Origin of the sequence: Priestia endophytica (assembly GCF_026790145.1) — a bacterium.
Lineage (GTDB): Bacteria > Bacillota > Bacilli > Bacillales > Bacillaceae_H > Bacillus_I > Bacillus_I endophytica_A.
The window spans coordinates 1-25,513 of sequence record NZ_JALAMS010000038.1; the positions used below are offsets into that span (position 1 = coordinate 1).

Consider the following 25,513-nt stretch of genomic DNA (forward strand, 5'->3'; position numbering starts at 1 on the left):
TTTAGTCGGGTAAGTTAGGGGCATCGCTGCCCCTTCCTCCCCTAAGAACCGTGCGAGTCCCTTTCAAGACACATCGGCTCAAGCCTCCCATTGCAGTTCCATTTGCTGTCGTATCTTCATCACATACCATAATGGTAAGTAAAACGTACGCCGACGCTCCAAATGGAGGTATACATAACAGTACGTTTCTTTCGTCAGGAGATAGCCACAACCTTATGTGCCTACGAGAGACCAACGAGAAGTCAGCTCCCTTTCGGGCCTATCATGGGTTTGTCCGTAAGGACGATAGTATCCGTCCAGTTATACAGTTTCCTGCTTTCCTGTTCTCTTTCGAGATAACGGCCTTCGCTTTCTCTCGTATCCTTTACCCTCTATCACATCGTTTGACTTTACAGTCATCCTACTGTTTACACAGGTGACAAAGGGCTTACCAAGTTCCGCATCTTATAGATACGACGAGGTTAGGTGGGTTCTTTACTCCGGGCAAGATACGGGACGCGTCACAGCAGCTTTATGAATCTGCTTTTCCTCTTGCCAATACCCAGGCAAATCTGTGCACCATCCTGAGCTAACATTTACGAAGCTTACAAACCTTCACTAATGTTCACCATACTCATCTTCCCCTAGCAGTGTTCCGAGTCGTGCACTGACTCTCTGTTTCCGCATTTCCGCATGCAACCCACGAGTCCGTTACCAGACCCGCAGCTTTGGACGGGGATAGTTTTTGCGCCTAAACCAGTGGCGTGAGCCACACTATATAAAAGCGACTTCTTGTCGCACCATAAAACATATTCGAGGAAGTAAAAAAGCACAAACCCGTTGATTGACAATGGATTTGTGCTTTTTTACTTCTCATAGCTATATTTTTAAGAATTAAATGTATTCTATATATCATTCAGCACATCATCGGCGTGTAACTGCTCCAAGAAGTCTATTGAATTTCTCCTATTTTTCATATAGTCGATTTTATAGATACAGGAGTAAATAACGTTTAACACATATTCAAAGGCAATTTGGGAAGAAAATGTACCAATCTTAGCGAACTTCTCTTCATCATTAGGAACCTGTATAAAAATCGTACTAAGTTTTGCTAAATCATTTTGAGTAGTTGATGAAATCGTTATAAAAGGTATATTTTTGTTTAAGAAATGTTGAGCAGCTTTCATATAGCTAGATGACTTTCCGTGATAGGTTAAGAAAATAGCACAATCACGCTTCGTAAGATTGACAGTATGATGAGCCCATTCAGATAGTTCAGTAGCAATGATTGGATATTTGTTAATTTTGATTAATTTATTTTGAAAACTTTTCGCTCGGATTTGTGAATCCCCTGAGGCATATATAAAAATTCTTTCCGATTGATATAGCAGTTGAGCAGTCTGTGACAGCAAGTTATCATCCATAAACGAAAAGTTTTTTTCAATCGTTTCTTTCATTAATTCTGCAATATCTTTTGCCACTTGAAGTGAAGATGCCTCTAGACTAAACGGATAGTTTGAATCCACATTGGGAATATCCGCGGTTTGTTGGAATTCTTGGGCTAGTTTTATAATGAACTCTTTAAAGCCACTTAAACCAAGTTTATGTGTTAAGCGATTCACCGCTGAATGCGAGGTATATGTAACTTTAGCAAGCTCTTGAATATTTAAGTGAAGCATACTTTCCCTATGTATCAAAATATAAGAAGCAATGCTTTTCTCGTTTGGTGTAAAGTTATGCATTTCTGATAATTGCATCAGTATTTTCAACAGGCTCACCCCAGTTTAGTTAAAATAACGTTAAGTAGGACTATAAAATAAACATTTTGTTCAAAAATAAAACGTAGTATGCATCATAAAGTGATCCAATATACCAATGTGGTTGTAAAACCTTTACAGCGAGCTTTCTTCTTCTATAATAAATGAAAAGAAGCTTAAGGAGGAGTTAGAATGCTAACCATAGGATACATTGGAAATGGTAAAAGTACAAACCGTTATCATCTTCCTTTTTCATTGAATAGAGATTATTTGAAAGTGAAAACGATCTATGCTCGTAACCTAGACAAAAAAGAGTGGGAGAGAGTCCCTGATGTTCTGTACACAGACGATATCACTACATTAATGAATGATGATGAGATTGGGTTAATTGTTGTGTGTACACATACCGAGTCCCATTATCATTTTGCAAAAATGGCGCTTGATCATGGGAAACATGTGCTTGTTGAGAAACCTTTCATGTTAACGAAAGACGAAGCAGTGTCCATTTTTCAATATGCTAATGAGAAAAATCTCGTGATTCAATGCTATCAGAACAGACGATATGACTCAGATTTTCTTACCACAAAAAAAGTTATCCAGTCTGGTAAACTTGGAGATTTGCTAGAGGTGGACATGAATTATGATTATTACCGACCTCACACACCGAACGCTACTGACCATTTTTCGAAATATAACAGCTTTTTATATGGACATGGCGTCCATACAATTGATCAAGCTCTATCCTATTTTGGAAAGCCAGAAAGCATTCATTACGATGTTCGTCAATTGTTAGGGGCTGGCAGAATGAATGATTACTTTGACTTAGACTTTTATTATTCTTCACTCAAAGTATCCATTAAATCAAGCTTTTTCCGTTTAAAAGGACGTCCAAGTTTTGTTGTGTATGGAAAAAAAGGTGTGTTCGTGAAGGAAACGGAAGATCGTCAGGAAGAGCATCTTAAATTATTTTATCATCCAAAAGGCCATGACAATTTTGGTGTTGATTCTCCTAATCATTATGGCGTTCTAACGTACTTAGATGATGACGGCAGCTACCATGAGGAGAAAGTAGTCTCTGAAAAAGGTGATTATGCTCGAGTGTATGATGATATTTATCAGGCAATCGTACATGGCAAAGAAAAAGTAGTGAAAGACGAAGAAACAATAGCTGTTATGGAGATACTTGAAAAAGGAATAGAGGGGTGCAGCTAAGATGAATTTAGGGATTGTTGGGGCTGGAAAGATTGTTGAGGATTTATTGAGCTTTATTCATGACATCCCTACGATTACGTTAAAGGCAATCAGTTCAAAACCTAGTCACAGAGAAAAATTGCTGTCTTTCCAAAAGAAATATGGATTCACCCATACTTATTCCGATTATGGCAAAATGCTTGAAAATGATGATGTAGATACAATCTACATTGGGCTTCCCAATCATCTTCATTATTCATATGCCAAAGAAGCCTTATTAAGTGGAAAGCACGTGATTTGTGAAAAACCATTCACTTCTACTCTACAAGAATTTCTTGAACTTAAAGAGATTTCTCAGCAAAAAGAATTGGTTTTAGTGGAAGCTATTACGAATCAATACATGAAAAACTATTTATCTATGAAAAAGTACTTGCCTAAACTTGGAGATATCAAAATAGTGGAGTGTAATTATTCTCAATATTCATCGAGATATGAGGCTTTCAAAGCAGGAGAAAGTCATCCGGCCTTTAACCCGGAAATGTCCGGTGGAGCCTTAATGGATATTAATTTATATAATATTCATCTTGTTGTTGGTTTCTTTGGAAGTCCTAAGAAAGTGAAGTATTGGGCGAATATCGAAAGGGATATTGATACATCAGGCATATTGTTGATGGATTACGGTGATTTCAAGTGTGTCTGTATAGGTTCCAAAGACAGTACAACTCCCAATGCAATGAATATTCAAGGTAATAAAGGCTACATACACATGGCCAATTCAGCAAATAACATAAAATGCTTTGATTATGTCCTCAATAAGCAAGCACCTATTCAAGTAGACCTCTCAGACCATTGGCATCGAATGTATGACGAGTTTATTGAATTTGAACGTATTATTAAAGAACGCGATTTGGAGAAAGTTACAAATATGCTAGAACATAGCGAGAAAGTCATGAATGTCCTCGAGCAGGCTAAACAATCGGCAAATCTTGTATTTAGCCCTGATAAATATTAATTTTAACTTAAAACTTAACTATTGATATGGATTTGAGTCAATAATTTGAACACAAAAAGGCAGAGTTTCCTTGGCGTGGAAGCTCTGTCTTACTTTATAATACCTAATTTTCCATTTCACATAATACGGATTCTACGTAGCAAAACAAAGGGATCTTCAGGTTTAGGGATTATAAAGTATTTACTTTTTAAAGTATAGAGGGAATAATTCACCTCATTAATAAGGTGATATGTTGCCAATCATCCTTTTGTCAATTGATTTCGATCTTCAATCTGGGGAGGCTCTTCCATCCAGCCGTGCTGAATCATAATTTTACCGCCCTCTTTTGCAAAGTTGTAAATATCTTTTCCAAGTTGTAACATCTTTACTGGTAAATCACTACGCAAACTAAATGCGCCTCCTAGTGCATTGCTACCAAGACCAAATGTGCTTAACAAACCAGCGGTATACATCATCAATTTATCAGAAAAAGGAGCAACTGTTGAAGTTGTTGCTTTTCCAGCATGTGTTGCAGGCGGTTCAATATAACTATGTCGTAATATATCACCTAACTCTGTTTCAATTTTCTTTGATAATTCCATTCCTTGAACAAAGTATTTTCGTACCTTTTGCTCATTTGCTACTTGAGCAAATCCGATCATTAATTGCATTCCTACAAGGTTCGTATCAACAGCGTGTTGAATAAGGGAAACTTCTATCGTATTAAGAGATCTTTTTTCCCCTATCCACTTCAGACCATCCATATAATTTATATCTTTCACAAAATGAACCTCCTTTGGCATGGAGACATATGGAGGTCGAGAAATTACACCTGCTTCCATTAACAAGTGAGTTGACTGATCATACAGCTCTTGAGCTTCTGAAGTTAAACGTTAAAAAAACTGTCGTATATCTTTACGATAGGACATATTCGAATAAAGAGCAAAAAGACCAGTCTCTATTTGAGACATCAATCGAAAATACATAAGGTCAAACATAAAGTCATATAGTTTAGGGGCTTCTGTATTCACATCGTTCTCAGTAAACCCAGTAGGAATAGCTGCTCCTTCAGCTTGGAAAACAGTTTTAATAAAATCTAAGCTTTTAACTGCTCGATCATAATGAAGTTGAAGTAATTGTTGCTCATTTTCATTATATTTAAGAAAGTAATCTAAAAACCTCAGGATCATCGTTTTTTCCTGATAAGTCATCCATAACGTTGCTAGTTCCGTTGATGTAATGGGTGGATGTTGTGAACTGCTCATTCTGACTCCTCCTGAAAATTAAATTTCTTATTCAATATAAATAATTTACATGCTAAGAGATATACATCGATTTGTATGAGCAAACTAAGGATGTTTACCTATATGTAGATTTCTTTTGTATATATAAGGAGAAGTGTAAAGAACAACCCAAATACGGAATTGCGCATCAAAGGCTTTATATAACATCTCTAAACTTCTTCTATTCTTAATTTGTTATTACTTTCTACTTATGGGTCTTACTTTATACACCCTTATCCTGAACGATTTTTAGCATATTCACGATTATAGGCAGTCCACAATGGTTTCCACATAAAAACAACTTTTTAAAACGAACTAACAACAACATGTAAAATTAATTTTTTAGTGTTTAGGCCTTTATTAGCTTTAATGACAACTTTACTTCAAACAATTCTCATTACCATAATGGCGTTTATCGGAATGTAAAGAAAAAAGTCTTTAAATTAGGGGTTTTCCTTTATTCATTTTCAAAGTATAAGCTAGGAATTTCTTGGCTAAATCTAAAGATTACACTCTTCCAAATTTTAAAGCATGGGCCCAATCTGGACGCTCATTAGTTTCTGCTATATGAGCTGCTTTCTCCCAATCATAAAATACATTAATATGTTCAACTATCCACTGATTAGATATCTCCTCTATAATTGTATAATTAGCATATGGAGACCCTGACTCCATTTTATGAGGCACTGGTAAATCATCTTCATAAGCAGGAAGCCCCACACTGCCAGGGTTTATAACCAATTTTCCATTTGGTAAATAAACGGTCCTAGGAATGTGACTATGGCCACAAAATATAATATTTTGTTCAACCCCCTCAAGAGCTCGCATTATTTCTTCTGAATTTTTTAAGACTCCACCTACTTCTGTCATTTCTTCTAGTAAATAGACTTGATCAGAAGAGGGTATACCATGACAGAATAGAATATCATCTATAGAGATGCTATTTGGAAGATGTTCCAGCCAATCAAGAGCTTCTTTTGTTAGAGTTTTTTTCACATAATGTATAGTGGAACCTGCTCCTGCCTCTGATGGCTCTAGTATAATTCGATCGCAATTCCCCATGATATGAGCTATATTATGTTCCATTAATAAGTGAAACGTTTTTAGAGGATTTAATGGACCATATAAACTGTCTCCTAAATTAACTACTGTATCAATATTTCGACGTGAAATATCCAGCAGGACAGCTTCCAATGCGACATTATTTCCATGAATATCTGACAGAACAGCTATCTTCTTTTTCAACGAATACACCAACCTTCCTTATAATTCCATTCTAACAAAGGTTTTTTGTTTAACACACCCTGTATACGAATAATAGAGATTATCATATTTTATACACAATAAAAAAGAGTAGCGCTATCACATCCGCTACTCTTTCTAATTCCATTTCTTATACCCACAGCTTCCTTAGGCTTCTACTTTATCCTTTTTTCTGCATTCCTTCACAAGCTCTTCAAATAAATTGGCCATAAGCTGATTTTCACTTGCCATCTCTTCTGGATGCCATTGTACCCCTAGGAGAAGTGGGTCTTGTTCTTTCCCTTCGACTCCCTCAATCACACCGTCAGAAGCACGAGCCACAACTTTTAAATTTGAGGCTACCTCACCAATTGCTTGATGATGCATACTATTTACTCGAACTTTAGAATTGTTCTCCATAATTTTATACAGTCTACTTCCTTCTTCAACTTCTATTTCATGGGTAGCTTGCGGTCTTGCGGCTTCTTGATAATGTTTGATCGCATCTTCATCATTCTTTTCAATATCTTGAATAATATCACCGCCTAACGCAGCATTAAGCACCGCTATCCCTCTGCAAATTGCAAGAATTGGTTTCTTTTCTTTGCGTGCATACTCTATTAAACCCATCTCTGTTTTATCTCGATTTTCATTGACTTTTCCAAGCTCTGGATCAGGTTCATGATCGTATGATTGAGGATCAACATCTTCTCCTCCACTCAGAAGAATACCATCACACAATGAGGCCCATTCTTCCTCCATCTCCTTGTCTCCTATTGGAATGATTATCGGAAGGCCCCCTGCATCAATCACTGCACTCACATATTTCTGATGCAAATGAACACTCGGAAGACCATTATGAATTGTAACCGAACTTGAAATACCAATAACAGGTCTAGATTTCCTCATCTCATTTTATCTCCTTTCATGGTTAATTAGCTTTGTGTAAATATACCCTCAGGCTTAAGAGATAAAACAGAGAAACATTTTACAATCTCTTCTGAAGATAAGCTTCTTAAGATTACGCCGCAAAATATTAGATTTACTCTTAATAATCTTCTTTATGTATGCTGTCCTACAGATGACAAAGAATATAACTTTTACAGAAGTCTGGCTACTTAATGAGATGATCCACTTTTTAATTTGTTGGATTGTTGTAATGAGTATTATATTCATTATTAATATCGTTTTAAACGAAATTAATAACCCACCATTCTCCAGAATGATGGGTCTTCTCCGATTTCTGTTAGATTCACAAAGCATTGAATTATCCTAACCTTTTTTAGAAAAAGTATAAAGTATAAATAAGAAAAAAAGTGCTATTCCTAAACAAAAAAGTATTTTCCCAAAACTTAGTGTTTCGATATGAAATAAAGCTTCTATTCCTTTAAATAAAGCTACAAAGATGACAAGGATTGTAATAACACTAAGTGCAAAAAGCCTTACCCATCTTGGAATTCTTAACCACGTTTCTAGAATCTTAGCCTCTAGCTTATTCACCCTTCTTTCTCCACCTCAAGAGATACAAATTCTATACTGTTCGTTTTGATAGTCTCACTAGGAGAAAGCACATATAAAAAAGTTCCTTCTTAACTCCAACCAATATTCTTTATTAGTTATAAGAAATAGATCAGTGTCCTTCTTTTTCAATTGGAATAGTGAACCAAAAAGTATGAAAACCACTTCTACTATAAAACCCTATCTCTCCACCTAGCTGATGGACAATTTCCTTTGCAATAGATAGCCCAAGCCCAAATCCGCCTGTTTCTCGATTTCTCGAATTTTCCACTCTAAAAAAATGATCAAATAATTGCTTTTCAGCTTCTTTTGGAATAGGCATTCCTTGATTTGAAATTGAAATAACATAATTGTCTCGATAAGATTTTCCCTTTACAATCACCTTTTTTCCAATATTATATCTTACAACATTATCAAATATATGTGAGATTACGGTATGTAACGCATTTGAGTCACAGTATAAAGTAGCTGATTCCACTTGTATTACGCGTTCAATATCCCTTTTATTCATTTCATTTTGAAATGGCTCTATACTTGATTGAAGGGCTCTTCCTGATTCAATCCAATAACGATCTAGGCTCTTCCGGCCACTTTCCCACTGATGCAGTTCTTGTATTTTATTCACAAGATGTGTTAACTGAAAACATTCCTTCTTTAAAATAGAATAAACTTGTTCATTTGGTACAAAAACACCTTCTTCAAGGCCTTCGAGATAGCCTGTTAAGGTTGTGAGCGGCGTTCGTAACTCATGACCAAGATCAACCATCATTTGATTTTTCTGTTTATGCAAATAACTCACTTGATTGGTTATTTCGTTTAGTCTATTTGCTATCTGTCCTATTTCATCTTTTAAATGAGTAGGAAAAGGTGAAGCTATCGTTTCATCCAATTCCTTTGTAGTATGTGATAGTTGATTGAGAGGATTAAGAATCTTTTTGGCGAAAAATAAATGAATGAGTACAGCTAAAATTAAAGTTAATAAACCAGCGTTAAAAAGATCCTCTCCTATACTTTTTCGAAATTGTTGAGCATGAAGACTTGAACTAGCATATTCATTAAATTTACGACATGCTAGTTCTTTAACAGAAAAACCAATGATTCCAATAACCAATCCTGTTACTCCTATATTTAAAGCAACCCACTTTCGAATCATTTTCTCTCGAATCTGATTAATAAGCCACAAACCTGTATCCAACTCCTCTCACTGTTTCAATCAAGTTCCCCTTCTCCGCTCCAAGCTTCTCCCGGATTTTGCTAATATGAACATCAACCGTTCGATAGCTCACAAATTTCTCCTGTGTGGAATACAGCTCATTTAAAATTTGTTCACGCGAAAGAATTTGATCCGGATTTCTCATGAGATAATAGAGGAGTTGAAATTCATGATGAGTTAAATCGATAACCTCTGTGTTGACCTTGACTTCAAATTTATTCGGTTTTAACGTGATTCCTTGATAGGTAATCTTATTACATCGATTCTCCGTGCGTCGGAGCACTGTTTCAACTCTTGCAACTAACTCTTTGGCACTAAACGGCTTCACAACGTAGTCATCCGCACCCATCTGTAATCCCCGAATTCTCTCATCTTCTGCTGCTTTTGCTGTCACCATAATTAACGGGACGTTACTTTGCATATCTTTACGAATCCACCTACAAATAGACTCTCCACTTTCCCCTGGCAACATTAAATCTAGAATTACAAAACAGGGATCGATTTCTAAAAACATTTTCCTTGCTTCTTCACCACTTTGGGCTCCCCAAACATCATATCCATGAAAAACTAGATAATGTTTAATAATCTCTAAAATGTTAGGGTCATCTTCAACAATTAAAATTGATTGTCCTCGTATACTCATATAACCCCTCTTACCTAATATTTTTGTTCTAGTGTTCGAATTCTATTAATCTTACTAGCTTATATCTTATAATATCTTATCATTTATACAAAATTTCAAGAACTTTCCCAGAGATGATTGAAGAGCTTTTACTGCTAATTATCGATTACATTTTCCAAATAATTCTTTTTTCCTACATAATATCTAATCATTTAGTACCCTTTTTCTTTTTAATTCGACAACTTTATCAAATCTTAACAATTCATACTTACAATAGAAAATTGTGAGATATGATCATATAAAAACCATAGAATCTTCCATTTTTTATATGATTAAAAGACAAAATTATAATTTAGGATAGGGGTTTTAATCTTGAAATCAAATCGTACGATGCGCAAATATGTTATTTCATCAGCTTTAGTTACATCACTAGCGCTAACACCAATGTTAAGTGAAAATGCTTTTGCTTTTGCTAAGTCACATCCTGAGGAGCAAACAAATACAACTGTAGCACAACCACAAACTACTACACCAACTAGCACGTCACTTATTCGTAAAGGAGCTTCTGGACAACAAGTTAGAGACCTTCAAACAAAATTAAATAGTCAAGGCTATTATAAATACAACATTGATGGCATTTTCGGATCTATCACAGAACAAGCTGTAAGACAATTTCAAGCTGCTCATAATCTTTCAGTTGACGGTATTGTAGGACCTAACACAGCTAAGGCTCTATCATTGGCACCAACTGGTTCTGTAGCAGATTCTAATACAAATACGACTACAAACACAAACACATCTAATTCTACTACAGCGCCAACTGCTCCTGCACAAAATAACCAATCTGTATCAAGTACACGAGCAGCTGTTGTTGCTGCCGCAAAAAGCGTAGTTGGAACACCTTATGTATGGGGTGGCACAACAACGCAAGGCCTTGATAGCAGTGGTTTCATAAACTATGTATTTGATCAAGTTGGTATCGACTTATCAAGAACACATCGTGACATGTGGAAAAATAACGGTGTACATGTTAGTTCACCACAAGTAGGAGACGTTGTCTTCTTCGAGGGTACTTACAATGTACAAGGGGCTTCTCATAGTGCCGTTTATCTTGGTAACAACGTGATGATTCACGCAGGAGATGGTGGAGTTGAATATGCTCGTCTTGACAATCCATACTGGCAAAAACACTACATTGGTGCTAAATCATTTATTAACTAATAGATAGCTAGAATAGGATAAGGATAAAGGTTGACATCCTTATAGTTAGTAGAAAAGGTATATATTCCCATTTCCCCTTTTTACTACTTCTTTAAAATTTTAGTTACCTAAATAAAAAGCTGGATATCTTCTAGATATCCAGCTTTTTAACATTGAAGCAACCAAGCTTATATGTAAGTTTTTTAATGAATATTATTTTTCTTAAAGTTACCGCCTTTTACTTCTGCTACATCATAAACTGTAACAAAAGCATTCTCATCAATTTCATTAATAATTTCTTTCATTTTGCTTTCTTCTAAACGGTTAATAATACAAGTAATTTCTTTGAAATTTTCATTTGAATAACCGCCTTGAGCTTGCTTATACGTTGCACCACGCCCTAAGCGATCACGAATTGTCTCAACCATTAATTCAGGGTGAACAGTAATAATTTTGAACGTCTTAGAACCGCTTAATCCTTCTTCTACAATGTGAATCACTTTAGAAGCAATAAAGTAAGCAATTGCAGAAAGAATAGCGCCTTGAAGTCCAAACACAGTAGAGACGATGATAAAAACAAACAAGTTTAAGAATAAAATAAGATCACTTGTTCCAAAAGGTAATTTTCTAGAAAGCAGCACTGCTAACATATCAATACCATCAAGCGCACCACCGTTTCTTAGGGCTAGACCCATTCCAAAACCAATGATAATACCACCAACAACCGTTACTAATAACGTATCACCATCTATAATAGTTGGTACATGGTGCATAAGGCTTGTTCCTGCTGCTAATGAAGCAATTCCAATAACTGAATAAACCGCAAAGCTCTTTCCAATTTGTTTATATCCTAAAAATACAAACGGAATATTCAAGATAGCAATTAACAGGCCAAGCGGCAGTCCGATTAATTCTGAACCAACGATACTAATCCCTGTAACACCACCGTCTGATACGTTGTTTGGTATTAAAACTGCTTCTAAACCGTATGCTGTGATAAAAGCACCGATAATTATTAAGAGTATGCGTGAAGTTGTTCTAAGTTTCCTAGGCCTTCTCTTTATGATTTTGCTCATGTTAGTGTCCTCGTTTCAAACTATTTTCTTCTATTTTTGTCTACTTTTTTAGTGTTCATGCTATGATTTTGCTAACTGCTTATCCTCCTTTTATAATACTTTGTTTTATGAGTATCTCATCTTTTCCAAAAAACTGGAACCAAATCTGGAACCATACGGTTTACTTGAAAATGATGAAGAACTATCACTTCTATAAACTTTGTAGAATCTTCTACATAAGAACTTACACTTTCATAGCTTGCCCGAATATAAAGAACTCGTTCACTATAAGGTTGGTTGCTATGAGGAACCTTACTTAGCGCCCCGCTCCATATCCCTACTGTACGAGAGAAGATCAGAGATGGATTTTTGCCCAAGTTCCATTTCTATTTTATCTTCCATAATCATCCTCCACTTTATTCCATATATAATAACCTTAACACTTTTCCCCTTATGAAATAAAGGATTTAGAATTATGTAGAACTTTACAAATAGGATAAGACCACCTATATAAGCTAATTATCACATTTGAAATTATCAGCAGATGCTTATTGAGAGGGTTAGACTTGCTAAAAGATAGCTACGAGAAACTCAATTAATCAGCTCCAACATCTGATAAAGTAGAAATTGCGTATAATACCTATTTAAGAGAGAATGCAAACTGAATAATAGTGAGGGTGTGTTAGCTAATGAATAGACCCTGTATTTCCTTATCTTACTAGCCAATAAAAAATCCCCTTCTTTATAAAGAAGGGGATTTTTTGAGTTAAGATTATGAAAGACGATAGCCGTCTTTATTTTGTGACTGCCATTTCCAAGAATCGCGACACATATCTTCTAAACCGCGAGTTGCTTTCCAGTTTAACTCTTTATATGCTTTTGTTGGATCTGCAAAGCATGTTGCGATATCTCCAGGACGGCGCGGTGAAAATTGATATGGCACTTCTTTACCTGACACCTTCTCAAATGCTTTGACCATTTCAAGGACACTGTAACCTGTTCCTGTACCAACATTATAAGCATGAACACCTTTGTCTTCATTTGCTTTATGAAGAGCTTTTACGTGGGCATCCGCAAGATCTACAACATGAATATAATCACGTACACCTGTACCATCTTTTGTTGGATAGTCATTACCAAATATACTTAGTTTATCAAGGCGACCAATTGCAACTTGTGTAACATAAGGCATAAGGTTGTTTGGAATTCCTTTTGGATCCTCACCAATTTGTCCGCTTTCATGAGCACCAAATGGGTTAAAATAGCGAAGCAGCACAACACTCCACTCAGGATCTGCATTTGCAATGTCTCCTAAAACTTGCTCAAGCATAAGCTTTGTTTGACCATAAGGATTTGTTGCTGAAAGTGGGAAATCTTCTGTAATTGGAGACTTTTCAGGCACTCCATATACTGTTGCAGAAGAACTAAATACAATGTTTTTTACATTATGCTTCTGCATTGCTTCGCAAAGAATAAAAGTTCCTGTCAAGTTGTTGTGATAATAGCGAAGTGGAATAGCAACCGATTCTCCAACAGCTTTTAATCCAGCAAAATGAATAACAGCTGTAAAGTTATTTTCTTCAAATACCTTTTCTACGCCCTCTTTATCTAACAAATCAACATTATAAAACGGAAAATCTTTACCTGTAATTTCTTTCACTCTTGTTAAAGCTTCTTCTGAACTATTTGATAAGTTATCTAGTACTGCGATATCATGACCACTATTTAATAATTCAACACAAGTGTGGCTACCGATATACCCTGCTCCGCCTGTTACTAAAATTGTCATTGTAATCCCTCCTGATTAATATGTAAAACGATGCCTCTCTTTAATTTGAATTTTACCTTAACATTTTCTTTTTGACAAAGAAAATTCTACCTCTTCTCTCCCTTAATCTTTCTTACTATCTTGTATATTCTAAAAGACACTTTTGGTTACTTTCGAATTGATTCAAAAATAACATTGGAAGGGATGGGGTTTTCTTAGATACTGTTGGCGATATTTATGATTATTTTTATAATAAACCCGCTCTGCAAACAGAGATTAGCACAGCTTATAAAACACTCTTAACAAACATTAAAGAGCAAGACCCAAGCTTATTTTTGAGGCAAAACTGGGGATTTGAAACAATTAAAACAACATCTCTTCCATATATAAATGCTGTTCTTTGGGAAGGTTTTCATAAAGGTATTGTTCTAACAGATGAATGGTCACCAAACTGGATTACTTATTTCCAATCTCAAAGTACTACTTTACAAACACTCACTGTAACGAACACAGATCATTCTTTTAGTTATAGCAATCCTCTCGGCTTTTTAGCTACTCATAATGAAGACGATATTTATGACGAATAAACAAAACAGCCGTCACTGACGGCTGTTTTTTAATTTTCTTTTTGACATGTTGGACAATAGTAAAGCCTTCTTGAGTCCGCGATTATTTTCACAATATCCGATCCATCTATCCTGCATGCCTCTCCTTCTCTTTCAAACACCCAATGACGATAAGAAGACCTTTCTTCTTTAACTTTTCCACAAGCTGCAAATCATTCGTAATTCCTCTTGTTTCATAGGACTGTATCATAAGTTTTTTAACTGCACGTGCTGCTTGTCGAAGTTCTTCATCTGTACATTCTATCGGGTGCTTATTCGGATGTATCCCTGCTACAAAAAGGATTTCACTTCTTAAGTAGTTGCCAACGCCTCCAATAAACCCTTGATCAAGTAATAGAGATGACCATCTTCTTCCTTTAAATTCTTTTTGGAGAAAACGCTCTTTCAAATATTGTTCTGTTACATTCTCACTTAATATATCTGGCCCAACTCGCGAAACAAAAGGATGAAGAGGTACTTCTTCATCTCTTAAAACTTCAATATCTGAAGCACTATATAAAAGAGCTGAATACTTTTCATTATGTAGAGCTAATCGAAGCTGTCGATTTGTTTTAGGATAGCTATAAGCTGCCCTTATATACCATCTCCCATAAAGCTGATTATGAGAATACATGGTGTAACCATTATCAAATCTAATAAGCATCGCTTTTCCTTTCGTATCTACTCGTTTCACTCTTGCTCCTTGCAGTATCTCTTCATAATGTTTGAGCTGTGGGAAAGCAAACCAAACTTCCCCTACGTTATAAGCTGTGAGTGCTTTTTGAACTTTATCTGCTGCAATTCTTATTTCAGGTCCCTCAGTCATTTCTATACTCCCCCTTCTCTTATATGGTCTATTTCCTTATTATCTCTTCCTCCAAAACTTATCAAAGCAAAAAAACCCCATTAGGATCAAAATGCGGCTTTTTATACTTCACTTGAATGTTCTTTTTGTTTCATGTACTGATAGTATAATCCTGTTATAGTTTGGATTAATAAAAAAATAGCAAATGAATATGAAAGGGTAAAATCATTTTTAAAATGGATGATATCTAACTTGTTAAACGTCCAGTTCGCAAAAATGCCTATAAAACTCCATGCTGTCACATAATAACCAAATGTTTTTTTTGTAATACCAAACACTTCATAGAAATTCATAAATAAATAGCCAAAAGGCGCGAACATAACATAATAGAAGAAATCAAACAGTTCATATGAGCTAGAATCATTTACAGTATAAAAATCAATGGCTCCTCCCCCAATCGTGAATTCAACTAGAAATCCAGCTGCTGCCCCCCATATCAAACTTAAAATTGTCATATGTTTTGATAACCGTTTCGGGAGAAAGAAGGGAAGAACATAAATAACAATAAGCATGACGCATATACTGATTTCATTTTTACTCCACTGTCCTATCATCATAAAAATTCCCCCTTTTCCTTTCGCATTAGTTTGCGAAAGCCTTTATGAAGAACAAAAATAATAAGAAGTAATCCAAGAATATATAAAGCTTCATAAAAGAGGTTCCATTGCTTATAGTGATAAATATTCAGCATATTAGAGTATTTCCGAAGTAAAAGGGTAAAGATAAGAAAAATAAAGTCTGTAATCATAATTGCCCGAGGTGTTATGTTTCTATAAAAGTAATTGAATGTTATAACAAAAAGGATCAGAATAATAAGGCTTCGTTCTAAGAGAAAACCTATATAAGGTGCTGTCTCTTCTGTAACATTAATAAGCTTGAATTCTTCATTTATAATCCATGTCGCATTAACGTTAATAATAAGAACAAGTAAATAAATAAAAGTATTTTCTACAATGCTAAGGCTCTTTCTCATCGTAACGAATAGCGTTATAACGAGAAAAGATAAAAATACAAAAAATGAAAACCCCATAAGACAAGACACCTCCTTCTCGTATTTATTTGTTTTTTTAGGAAAAAATATTCATCATACAAAAAGAAAAACACCTCTTAAAAAGGTGTTTTAATAGCAGTCCCAGTTATACATCACGTTTGAGAAATCTCTCTTTTCTAAATCCTCTTTTCTAATAAAAAAATTACATACACCGCTATCTCCCCACATAATATCGAGCTCTGTATCTGTATCAATTTGAAGAAGCAAAATGTTGTGTTCTCTATACTTTTGCTCATATGCTCTTGGATCTTCTTGTGTAAAGAAAGGATAGCCTCCTATTTTACTTCCTGTTACTTCTGTATTTTCGGCGTATAGTTCCCAAAGTTCTACCCCATCCTCTATTTCTTCATATAAATCAAGGGATAGCTCTTCTACCCGATAATCACGTTCTGAGACAGGCTCAATATCTGGTGTAAAAGAAAGAACCGCTTCATACGATAAAGGAAAATATGTTGTATCAACATCATCAAGATAGCTAAAATCTGTCACAATATTTTCAAGATTTTCTGACACATGTTCATGATAAAGAATTCGAAACTGAGCTTGATCTGTTTCATCTTCAAAGTTTGCTCCAAGCAAATCATCAGTACTATCAATATAAAATTGAAGAATCCCTTTTGTCGGGAATCCTGGCATTTGTGGCACCTCTTCAAAATTAATTTGAGCAGCTAATGTAAGATATGTACCATCCTTTCCTTTTGGATGTTCTATCTCTTTTGGCAAGTATGGCTTTCCTCTAAATTTACTTTGCCAAAGAGACGTTATCCCTTTCTTTCCTTCTATTCGAACAACAGGCTTTAATGTATTTTCAATCTCCTTGCGATGAGATTCTAACAATTGGGGAAGTTTTATTTTATTATTCATAGAAAACATCCTTTCTTTAAGTATAATGGAAAATGTTTATAAAAAAATAGAAGTTTCAAAGAAATAGAACTTTCCTCTTTTCAGTTAAAATATTTAGTTTTATTAAACAAATCTTCTCTTTTTTACTTCTTCACAAATATTTTATACTATTTAAGAGGATGACCTAGATTCTACAATACTTAACATTTCTTAGCTAATAATGTAAATATAATCTTTTTATTGTTTTATTTACAGAGTTAAATTCTTTTATTCTACATGCTGTCCTCTTCCTTACTCATCAATTTGAAGACTTAATTAATGATATATGATGAGAAAGTATAGAAACTGAAATATATAAATGTAAGGAGCAATGGAAATTGAAGCAAGCTGAACGTTTCATCGCGAAGACTAGCCGGAATCCTATTAAAATAGAAGAGACTAAAACAAATCTCGATGACTGTATTTTATGTAAGATGGATGGGACAGGCCGAATTACGTATGTAAATGAAGAGTTTTGCTCTATTTCTAAGTTTACAAAAACAGAACTTATTGGCCAAACATACGACATTATCTATTCTGGTTACTACCCTCGTTCATATTATCAAGATATTCTTGAAACCTTAAAGAGGGGCAAAAATTGGAAAGGTCAAATGAAAAACAAAGCGAAAGACGGATCTTATTACTGGGTTGATACAATTGCCATCCCTTTCTTTGATGAAAATAATCATTTAACTGAAATTGTTTCACTTGAACATAACATAACATAACGGAGCAAAGAACAATGGAAAAATCATTAGATTATACACTAAATGAACTTTCTGCTAAAAATGCAGAATTAAAAAGTATGAAGTATGCCCTTGATCAATCTTCTATCGTTGGCATTACAGATTCTAAAGGAACTATCACATATGTTAATGATACCTTTTGTAAGATATCTAAGTACAGTCGCGAAGAGCTTATTGGAAAAAACCACAACATCTTAAATTCCCATCACCATCCTAGAGAGTTTTTTGTAGACATGTGGAGAACCATTACTAAGAAAAAAGTATGGAAAGGTGAAATAAAGAATAAAGCAAAAGATGGCTCTTATTATTGGGTCGATACGACAATTGTGCCTTTTCTAAATGGACAAGGAAAGCCATATGAATATGTTTCTATTCGAACAGATATTACCCCTCAGAAAAAAGCCCAAGAAGAAATCTACCACCTTGCCTACTATGATCTTTTAACAGGGATACTAAATCGAAACGGTCTATATAAATCCCTTGAAAAGCTTTTGAAAAATACAGATGAAGAAGTAGCCTTTTTATTTTTAGACTTGGATCGTTTTAAGTCTGTAAACGATACGTTTGGGCACAAAACAGGAGATGAACTGCTTCGGGCTGTTGCTGAACGAATAAGTGAGCTTGTTGAACGTGATCATATTATTTCTCGCTATGCTGGAGATGAATTTATTATTGTGTTGAGAAAGAGCTCACAAGAAGAGGCTGTTGAAATCGCTCAAAAAATTATTAACAGTTTTTCCATACCTTTCATACTAAGTGATGAAGAGATTTACACAACTTTTTCAATTGGTATTAGCTTATATCCAAGCGATGGAGCATCTAAAGAAACGGTCATAAAAAATGCAGACAATGCGATGTACCTCGCTAAAAAGAAGGGAAAAAACAACTATCAATTGTTCACAAATAAGCTAAAAGAACAAAACAAACGCAAATCAATTTTAGAAAAGGATTTACGAAAGGCAATCAAATGTGAAGAACTTCATCTTAACTACCAACCACAATTTGATTTAGAAACTAAAAAGATTGTGGGACTAGAAGCTTTGCTGCGATGGAACCATCCAACATACGGACCTATTTCTCCTGGAGAATTTATTCCCTTAGCAGAAGAGACTAATTTAATTCTCCCCCTTGGGAAATGGGTACTTGAGCAAGCATGCCAGCAAAATAAACAATGGCAAGATGAAGGATATGAACCATTTCGTATTGCCGTAAATGTATCTGTCAAGCAACTGCAGCAGTTTGACTTTGTCTCTTCTGTGAATCAAATTCTACAAAAAACAGGACTTAACCCAAAGTACTTGGAGCTTGAAATTACAGAAAGTATTCTTCAAGACTTAGCATGTCTAAAACACTCTATTAAAAAACTCCGAGCTCTAGGTGTTTCAATTGCCATTGATGACTTTGGAACAGGATATTCCTCTTTAAGCGTCTTATATCAACTTCCTATTAACAGCTTAAAGATTGACCAATCTTTTGTCAGAAATTTAAATTCTACAAACCGAACCTCAGCCATTATCAAAACAATCATTGATATGGGTCGCAATCTCGATTTTTATGTTGTCGCAGAAGGAATTGAATATGAAGATCAATCTTCATTTCTCTGTAAAAACCACTGTCATATTGGTCAAGGCTACTATTTTAGTCATCCTTTATCATCTCATGAAGTTCAAAAGATGCTTGTTAAGAGGCATTAAAAAAGAGCTGTCACTACAGCTCTTTTTTACATTGTAAGTAAGAAAAATTTGGTTCCTCCTAGATGCTTTTTATTATGTAGTTGTATCTTATCTGTATAATCAATCCACTTGCAATTCTTTAATTTTTGATCAAGCTTATTATTAATTTCGTCTTCAATTTCCTTCATTATAAGTGTAAATTCATCTAAGCTCATTCCAAATAATTTAGCTCCTTGTTCATAAGGTGCTTCTTCAACAAGTGAAAATAAAAATTGTTCTTTTGTCTCACATTTTGCTGCAAGCTGGTCTTCCATGCTTTCAATATATTGATACATCATTCTCTTTTGCTGAGGCAAACGCGCAATAATTCCTTTTGCAAGAAGTTGCAAACCTTTTTCGTTCACTATCATCACCTCTTATCTAGAAATAGACATAAATCGTAACCATTACGTTTTATATTATACACATTTCTATTCTTAAAAGAAATATATATGCGCATTTCCTTGCTATATACATAGAAAAGCTGCTTAGGATGCAGCTTTTCTATCTTTACAGTTCAAATGTTAAATTTACTGGCTCCTCGGGAATAGACTCTCCAATACTTGCAGCTGTCACTGGTACGTTTTTATCGACAACTTCAAAAGCAAGGCTGTCTACCCATGCTTTTCCTTCTCCAGCAAGCATCATTCCAAAGGCAATCCCAATACTGCTCTCTGGAATATCAAGTACAACTTCATACTGATTCCAGTTTGTTGTTCCTTTAACAGGACGATTTTCCATATTATCAAAATTTACTGTTTCTCCGTTCTCCCCATCCACTCTCATCCAAAGCATTGCACCATTATTGACATTTTCCGTTTTCAAGAATCCTGAAAAACGTACTCGTTCCCCTCTATATTTGGTTGCTTTAAACGTTTGTCCCATTGTTGCGAACCCAACATTACTTCCCTCTTCTCCTGTAATATAACCTGATGCTTTTCCCTCATGAACTTGCTTATAATCGACTCCCATATCGTAATATTGAAGATGTGTCCCTGCTGGCACCCATCCTTTTGGTAAATTGTAATCCACTCTCTTTTCCTCCCTTTTCATCATTAACTTCTGAGCATATTTCCGGTACTTTCCAGGGCTCATTCCATACATTTTTTGAAATGCTCGTGTAAAAGCCTCCTGTGAAGAAAAGCAATATTTAAAAGCAATATCTAAGATGCGCTCTTGCTCCCTCATCAAATCACTTGCAGCATACGTCATCTTTCGTTTCTTTATATAGGTGCTAACGCTCATGCCTACAATCCGTTGAAAGATACGATGAAAGTGAAAAGGGGAATATTTTAGCTCTTTTACGATATTATCTGAGAGGTGCTCGCTCATAATGTTATCTTCAATATATTGAATAATGCTGTGAACTTCTTTTACATATTCCTGGTGCATCTCCCCTCCCCCTTCTATCCATAATTTAACACATACATTTTCAATATTTTTGATATTTTTTGCGATATCAAACAAAAGAAGCTCTTTTGTTTTCCTTTTACAACAGGAAGACAAAAGAGCTTCTTATAAAACATCTATTTTTATTTCTGTGCTAAAAGCTTTTCAACGCTCACCACCTGAACGCAAAGGCAGAAGATTTCAATTGCTTTTGATAGTTCTTCAAGAGATGGGAATGTTGGAGCAAGACGAATATTGCGGTCTTTTGGATCTTTGCCATACGGATATGTTGCACCAGCTCCTGTTAATTTCACACCTGCTTCAGCAGCTAGTTGAACAGTCTTCTTAGCGCATCCTTCTAATGTATTCAAGCTAATAAAATAACCACCATTAGGCTCTTTCCATGAAGCAATGCCTTTATCACCAAGTTCTTCATTTAACAGTTGAAGCACTCTATCAAACTTTGGTTTAATAATGCTTGCATGTTTCTCCATGTGTGCTTTTAGATTGTCTGTATTCTTAAAGAACTTTACATGGCGAAGCTGATTAATTTTATCAGGACCAATTGTTTGAACAAACATTTGTTTACGGAAGAAATCCAAGTTATTTTCACTTGCTGCCATCATAGCAACACCAGAACCTGGGAATGTTACCTTTGATGTTGAACCAAACATAATCACACGATCAGGGTTTCCTGCTTCTTCACAAGCTGTGAAAATATTTTTAAGTTCATCAGGAGTATCTGTTAGATGATGAATTGCATATGCATTATCCCAGAAAAGTCTAAAGTCTCTTGCTTTTGTTTTCATGTTTGCAAGTCTTTCTACAACTTCATTTGAATACGTAATACCATCAGGGTTACTATACTTTGGCACGCACCACATGCCTTTAATAGTTTCATCTTCTCCGACAAGCTTTTCAACTTGGTCCATGTCTGGTCCATCTTCTAGCATATCGATTACAATCATTTCGATATTGAATAGTTCACAAATAGCAAAATGACGGTCATATCCTGGACTTGGGCATAAGAATTTTACAGTTGGTAATTTAATCCAAGGAACTTCACTTCCATATACGCCGTGAAACATTGCTCTTGAAACTGTATCATGCATCATTGTTAGACTTGAATTTCCACCAATGATCACATTTTTAGGATTTACTTCAAGAATGCTCGCAAAAAATTCTTTTGCCTCAGGAATTCCTTCAAGACCTCCGTAGTTACGCGTATCAACACCATCCGATGTTTTTAAACTGCTATTAGATGTTACAGTATCAAGCATTTCTAAAGAAAGATCAAGCTGTTCAGTACAAGGCTTTCCTCTAGACATATCTAGATTTAGATTTTGGCTTTTGTACTCTTCATATTTTTCTTTCAATTCTGTTTGTAATGCTTCTAATTCAGAAACTGCTAAACTATTAAAGTTACTCAAGCTGATTGCCTCCTGTTTTGTGGTCTTCTATTAAGTTCACCTTTGTACACTAATATACTATCAGATAATTTGCATTTTGTTTTATATAATCCTGTTTTTTTCAAGTTGAACACTTATATTTTTTCTCTATTTAGAATAATTGTCTACATTTAAGTTAATTATCCCCAAAATCACTCTTCTTCCCTACATACTGATTGGAGATCAAGAAAGGTTACAACTTTTTCACTTGGTGGTACATGTTCAGCACGCAATAATTTTGCTAGACGACAATCTGCACTTTTCATAGCTTGTTCTCCAATATACCGAGCAAAAGCTGCACTTTCAAAATAGGAATTACGATTCTCATATTTTTGAATGTAATAAGAAAGCAGAAAGTTATAAGCACCTGCATCAATGATATATCCTTTTTCATATAGAAATCTCTCGCTAATCTCCATAAGCTCAAAAGGAGTATATTCTTGAAAATAAAGATGCCTAGAAAACAGACTATTCCAACTAGGATTTAGGAAGAAAAATTTCTTTACTTCTTCTTCGGATCCCGCAATAATCACAATAAATTTGCCTTCCTTATCTTTTAGTTCTCTTAAAAGAACGTTAAGAGCTTCAAGTCCAAGATCGTTTGGTGTTTTTTTATGTTCAAAGAAAGATACTTCGTCAATGAGAAGAATGCCGCCCATTGCTTCATTCATTTTCTTCTCCATTTTTTCAACTGTTGTATCAATAGATAAGCCAACAAGCTCTTCTCTGCTCACTTTTACGATGTGTCCCTTTTCTAATACACCCATTGTTTTATAGAGGTTCCCAAGCAGCCCTGCTATCGTATTTTTTCCTGTCCCAGGATTTCCATACAAAACAGTATGCTCAGCCTTTAATTCAGCGTCTGGTCCGAACTTCTGGATATAATGAATCATTCTTTTAATTTGTTCTTTTACATTATTCATACCAATTAAATTGTCCAGCTCATTTAAAATCTTTTCAAATTTAAGAGATATTAACTCACTTTTCTCACCTATAATTTTTGTCTTGCTATCTTCTGAGATAATAATGTTATTCTTTTCGTTTGAATAAAGGCGACAATTCTCAATTGTTCCGTTTCCTTTCTCCGTTGCCCATATCCCCCAATTTTTAGCATGATGAATATCACAGCTCCGAATAAGAGGATTTCCTTCACTCATAATCTTGACATTCTGATAACCGTTATGATGAATTTGACAGTTTTCAATTAACCCTAAGCCACCTTCTTTTACCCATACACCGTTCTGTTCAGCTTCATAAAGATGACAACCTTCAATAACAGGATTTGCTTTGTCTGCAATAGCAACATTTGAGAAACGATGACGGTAAATTTCACAGTCCATGAAAATTCCAAGTCCACTTTCTGTTACCCATACTCCATGCTGCTTGCCTTCATAAATTCTGCAGTTTTTAAAAATAGGATTCCCACCTTGGGCAGCACCTGCATTTGTATACATATGCCCATAAATATGGCAGCCTTCAATAATTCCGAGCCCTTTTTCTTCAACCCATACTCCACTTTCCTTCCCATTATAAATATGGCAGCTTCTTATAACAGGATCTCCTTCTGTCACAATTTTTACGTTTGCAAAGCTATTATTGTAAATATAACTTTTTTCGATTACACCTCTCCCTTTCTCTTTAATCCATATACCGTTTTGAGCTCCATCGTATATGTGAGAAGCTCGTATAATAGGACTTCCTTCATGAGTAATACCAACGTTAGAATATGTATTACTATAAATTTTACAGTTTTCTATCGTTCCGTAACCTTTTAATGAAACCCATATACCACTTTGCATACTTCTATAAATAGTGCAGCCTTCAATAGATGGATCTCCTTCATGTGAAATGTCGATGTTAGAAGCTCTGTTATTATAAATCTCACTATTTGAAAAAGATCCTTCTCCTTTTTTAGAGACCCACACGCCACAGCTTTCACCATCATAGATTTTGCAGCTCATTATTATTGGATTTCCGCTATTTGTAACGCCTACGTTTGGGTATTTATTGCGATAAATCTCACAGCCCTGCAACGTTCCTTTTCCACTCTCTGTTACCCAAACCCCATTTTGACTACTTTCGTAAATATGACATTTCCGAACAACTGGATTCCCTTCATGAACTATACAAACGTTTGAATAGGTGTTTCCGTATATGGCACAGTCGTCAATAATTCCTCTTCCTTTTTCTGTAATCCATATACCACTTTCTCTTCCATTATAAATTTTGCAGTTTTTTATTAAAGGATCTCCCTCACTCCCAATCCACACATTTGCAAAATCATTGTGATAAATCTCACAGTCTTCGATAATGCCCGATGCTTTCTTATCTATTAGGAGTCCGTTTTCTTTATTCGCATAGATTTTTCCCCGAATGATAATGGGAGTTGCCTCCTCTGTAACAAAAATACCAATCCCTTGGACATCATGTATCAAACAGTTATTAATAATAGGGGCTGTATGCTTATTATAAATTCGTATACCTCCTCCAACGTCAGAACGCACAATACAATCTTTAATATGAATCGATCCTGTTGGAATTTCGATTGCATAATAGTCATTAAGATTGTCGTATTTTCCTCTTTGATGGATTGTTATCCCCTTAATAGTAGCAAGCTCTGTTTGTACAATAATTGGTGACTCATTCTCACTGTAAATCAACACTTCTTGCGGTGATCCTTTTCCAATAATTTCTACGTTACGATCAATAATCAAACTCTCACGGTACATTCCAGGCTCTACTAAGATTTTCGCCCCATGTTCAGCATTTTTTAGTGCTTCTCCAATTGTCTTATATTTTGAAAATATCCTCTGTGAAACGGTTAACGTCTTCCTATTAAACATCTCTCACCATCCGTTCTTCTGTTCTGAATTTACTCATATTCTATCATGGTAAACAAATAACAAACACCTTTTAACTTCAAAAAAATTCCAGTTTTCTGTTATAAGGAAACCTAAAGAAGCAAAAGGATTCTGCTTCCTATAAGGTTACATGTA

Annotated in this window: 22 protein-coding genes and 2 pseudogenes; 6 read left to right on the forward strand and 18 right to left on the reverse strand. The window is 35.1% G+C overall.

All coding sequences use genetic code 11. The features are described from left to right. Positions 1–884: 884 nt before the first annotated feature. On the reverse strand, positions 885–1,748 hold the full coding sequence (locus MOC86_RS22090) for a MurR/RpiR family transcriptional regulator (RefSeq protein WP_268586139.1): 864 nt from the start codon (positions 1,746–1,748) through the stop codon (positions 885–887). Positions 1,749–1,928: 180 nt separating this feature from the next. Here MOC86_RS22090 and MOC86_RS22095 point away from each other — a divergent pair, with 180 nt between their 5' ends. Together MOC86_RS22095 and MOC86_RS22100 are read left to right on the forward strand one after the other, a co-directional pair. After that, a complete protein-coding gene (locus MOC86_RS22095; protein ID WP_268586140.1) occupies positions 1,929–2,948 on the forward strand; it encodes a Gfo/Idh/MocA family oxidoreductase in 1,020 nt (339 codons plus the stop codon). Position 2,949: 1 nt separating this feature from the next. After that, positions 2,950–3,939: a Gfo/Idh/MocA family protein gene (locus tag MOC86_RS22100; RefSeq protein WP_268586141.1), complete on the forward strand. Its 990-nt coding sequence runs from the start codon at positions 2,950–2,952 to the stop codon at positions 3,937–3,939. 239 nt (positions 3,940–4,178) lie between these two features. Here the strand turns inward: MOC86_RS22100 and MOC86_RS22105 are convergent. From MOC86_RS22105 to MOC86_RS22130, 6 genes and pseudogenes are all read right to left on the reverse strand, one after another. Continuing rightward, positions 4,179–5,183 (reverse strand): annotated as a pseudogene (locus MOC86_RS22105) (DUF3231 family protein). Positions 5,184–5,708: 525 nt separating this feature from the next. Next, complete coding sequence (locus MOC86_RS22110; RefSeq protein ID WP_268586142.1) at positions 5,709–6,446, reverse strand: metallophosphoesterase family protein; 738 nt, start codon at positions 6,444–6,446, stop codon at positions 5,709–5,711. A 165-nt stretch (positions 6,447–6,611) separates the two neighbouring features. Then, complete coding sequence (locus MOC86_RS22115; RefSeq protein ID WP_268586143.1) at positions 6,612–7,352, reverse strand: gamma-glutamyl-gamma-aminobutyrate hydrolase family protein; 741 nt, start codon at positions 7,350–7,352, stop codon at positions 6,612–6,614. A gap of 363 nt (positions 7,353–7,715) precedes the next feature. Then, positions 7,716–7,943 (reverse strand): hypothetical protein, encoded by a 228-nt coding sequence (locus MOC86_RS22120; RefSeq protein WP_268586144.1) that lies wholly within the window; start codon positions 7,941–7,943, stop codon positions 7,716–7,718. A gap of 130 nt (positions 7,944–8,073) precedes the next feature. Beyond that, positions 8,074–9,144, reverse strand: coding sequence for a HAMP domain-containing sensor histidine kinase (locus MOC86_RS22125; RefSeq protein WP_268586145.1), 1,071 nt, complete (start codon positions 9,142–9,144; stop codon positions 8,074–8,076). Then, positions 9,131–9,817: a response regulator transcription factor gene (locus MOC86_RS22130; RefSeq protein WP_019390812.1), complete on the reverse strand. Its 687-nt coding sequence runs from the start codon at positions 9,815–9,817 to the stop codon at positions 9,131–9,133. Before MOC86_RS22130 ends, MOC86_RS22125 begins: the two co-directional genes overlap by 14 nt. A 351-nt stretch (positions 9,818–10,168) precedes the next feature. On the opposite strand from MOC86_RS22130, the gene MOC86_RS22135 reads away from it, so the two are divergent. Then, the gene (locus MOC86_RS22135) at positions 10,169–11,017 is read left to right on the forward strand and encodes a C40 family peptidase (protein ID WP_268586146.1); all 849 of its coding nucleotides are present in this window, start codon (positions 10,169–10,171) and stop codon (positions 11,015–11,017) included. A gap of 182 nt (positions 11,018–11,199) precedes the next feature. Here MOC86_RS22135 and MOC86_RS22140 read toward each other — a convergent pair whose 3' ends face one another. The 3 genes from MOC86_RS22140 to galE form a co-directional block, all read right to left on the reverse strand. After that, entirely contained in the window at positions 11,200–12,072 is an 873-nt protein-coding gene (locus tag MOC86_RS22140) for a YitT family protein (RefSeq protein ID WP_268586147.1), read from the reverse strand. Positions 12,073–12,188: 116 nt separating this feature from the next. Beyond that, entirely contained in the window at positions 12,189–12,428 is a 240-nt protein-coding gene (locus tag MOC86_RS22145; RefSeq protein WP_268586148.1) for a hypothetical protein, read from the reverse strand. Between the two features lie 395 nt (positions 12,429–12,823). Then, positions 12,824–13,840, reverse strand: coding sequence for a UDP-glucose 4-epimerase GalE (gene galE, locus MOC86_RS22150; RefSeq protein ID WP_268586149.1), 1,017 nt, complete (start codon positions 13,838–13,840; stop codon positions 12,824–12,826). Positions 13,841–14,154: 314 nt separating this feature from the next. Here galE and MOC86_RS22155 point away from each other — a divergent pair, with 314 nt between their 5' ends. After that, positions 14,155–14,406, forward strand: a complete 252-nt coding sequence (locus MOC86_RS22155; RefSeq protein WP_268586150.1) for a hypothetical protein — start codon at positions 14,155–14,157, stop codon at positions 14,404–14,406. A 29-nt stretch (positions 14,407–14,435) separates the two neighbouring features. Here MOC86_RS22155 and nei read toward each other — a convergent pair. The 4 genes and pseudogenes from nei to MOC86_RS22175 form a co-directional block, all read right to left on the reverse strand. Next, positions 14,436–15,250 (reverse strand): annotated as a pseudogene (nei, locus tag MOC86_RS22160) (endonuclease VIII). 101 nt (positions 15,251–15,351) lie between these two features. Then, positions 15,352–15,846: a hypothetical protein gene (locus MOC86_RS22165; protein ID WP_268586152.1), complete on the reverse strand. Its 495-nt coding sequence runs from the start codon at positions 15,844–15,846 to the stop codon at positions 15,352–15,354. Beyond that, a complete protein-coding gene (locus MOC86_RS22170; protein WP_268586153.1) occupies positions 15,843–16,319 on the reverse strand; it encodes a hypothetical protein in 477 nt (158 codons plus the stop codon). The genes MOC86_RS22165 and MOC86_RS22170 overlap by 4 nt, the downstream gene beginning before the upstream one ends. Positions 16,320–16,409: 90 nt before the next feature. Beyond that, a complete protein-coding gene (locus tag MOC86_RS22175; protein WP_268586154.1) occupies positions 16,410–17,204 on the reverse strand; it encodes a YwqG family protein in 795 nt (264 codons plus the stop codon). Between the two features lie 356 nt (positions 17,205–17,560). Between MOC86_RS22175 and MOC86_RS22180 the strand changes: the two genes are divergently transcribed. Together MOC86_RS22180 and MOC86_RS22185 are read left to right on the forward strand one after the other, a co-directional pair. Next, positions 17,561–17,950, forward strand: a complete 390-nt coding sequence (locus MOC86_RS22180) for a PAS domain-containing protein (protein WP_268586155.1) — start codon at positions 17,561–17,563, stop codon at positions 17,948–17,950. Positions 17,951–17,964: 14 nt separating this feature from the next. Beyond that, a complete protein-coding gene (locus MOC86_RS22185; protein WP_268586156.1) occupies positions 17,965–19,662 on the forward strand; it encodes an EAL and GGDEF domain-containing protein in 1,698 nt (565 codons plus the stop codon). Positions 19,663–19,688: 26 nt separating this feature from the next. Here the strand turns inward: MOC86_RS22185 and MOC86_RS22190 are convergent, their stop codons facing one another. The 4 genes from MOC86_RS22190 to MOC86_RS22205 form a co-directional block, all read right to left on the reverse strand. Continuing rightward, entirely contained in the window at positions 19,689–20,045 is a 357-nt protein-coding gene (locus MOC86_RS22190) for a hypothetical protein (RefSeq protein ID WP_268586157.1), read from the reverse strand. Between the two features lie 145 nt (positions 20,046–20,190). Beyond that, entirely contained in the window at positions 20,191–21,072 is an 882-nt protein-coding gene (locus MOC86_RS22195; protein WP_268586158.1) for a helix-turn-helix transcriptional regulator, read from the reverse strand. Positions 21,073–21,212: 140 nt separating this feature from the next. Further along, complete coding sequence (locus MOC86_RS22200) at positions 21,213–22,499, reverse strand: aminotransferase class I/II-fold pyridoxal phosphate-dependent enzyme (RefSeq protein ID WP_268586159.1); 1,287 nt, start codon at positions 22,497–22,499, stop codon at positions 21,213–21,215. 170 nt (positions 22,500–22,669) lie between these two features. Next, positions 22,670–25,360, reverse strand: a complete 2,691-nt coding sequence (locus tag MOC86_RS22205) for a right-handed parallel beta-helix repeat-containing protein (RefSeq protein WP_268586160.1) — start codon at positions 25,358–25,360, stop codon at positions 22,670–22,672. Positions 25,361–25,513 lie beyond the last annotated feature (153 nt).

Excerpts from the sequence above, each read along its gene's own strand:
- MOC86_RS22095 (WP_268586140.1), top strand. The coding sequence starts at position 1,929 with ATGCTAACCATAGGATACATTGGAAATGGTAAAAGTACAAACCGTTAT.
- MOC86_RS22100 (WP_268586141.1), top strand. The coding sequence starts at position 2,950 with ATGAATTTAGGGATTGTTGGGGCTGGAAAGATTGTTGAGGATTTATTG.
- MOC86_RS22115 (WP_268586143.1), bottom strand. The coding sequence starts at position 7,352 with ATGAGGAAATCTAGACCTGTTATTGGTATTTCAAGTTCGGTTACAATT.
- MOC86_RS22130 (WP_019390812.1), bottom strand. The coding sequence starts at position 9,817 with ATGAGTATACGAGGACAATCAATTTTAATTGTTGAAGATGACCCTAAC.
- MOC86_RS22140 (WP_268586147.1), bottom strand. The coding sequence starts at position 12,072 with ATGAGCAAAATCATAAAGAGAAGGCCTAGGAAACTTAGAACAACTTCA.
- galE (WP_268586149.1), bottom strand. The coding sequence starts at position 13,840 with ATGACAATTTTAGTAACAGGCGGAGCAGGGTATATCGGTAGCCACACT.
- MOC86_RS22165 (WP_268586152.1), bottom strand. The coding sequence starts at position 15,846 with ATGATGATAGGACAGTGGAGTAAAAATGAAATCAGTATATGCGTCATG.
- MOC86_RS22170 (WP_268586153.1), bottom strand. The coding sequence starts at position 16,319 with ATGGGGTTTTCATTTTTTGTATTTTTATCTTTTCTCGTTATAACGCTA.
- MOC86_RS22175 (WP_268586154.1), bottom strand. The coding sequence starts at position 17,204 with ATGAATAATAAAATAAAACTTCCCCAATTGTTAGAATCTCATCGCAAG.
- MOC86_RS22185 (WP_268586156.1), top strand. The coding sequence starts at position 17,965 with ATGGAAAAATCATTAGATTATACACTAAATGAACTTTCTGCTAAAAAT.
- MOC86_RS22195 (WP_268586158.1), bottom strand. The coding sequence starts at position 21,072 with ATGCACCAGGAATATGTAAAAGAAGTTCACAGCATTATTCAATATATT.
- MOC86_RS22205 (WP_268586160.1), bottom strand. The coding sequence starts at position 25,360 with ATGTTTAATAGGAAGACGTTAACCGTTTCACAGAGGATATTTTCAAAA.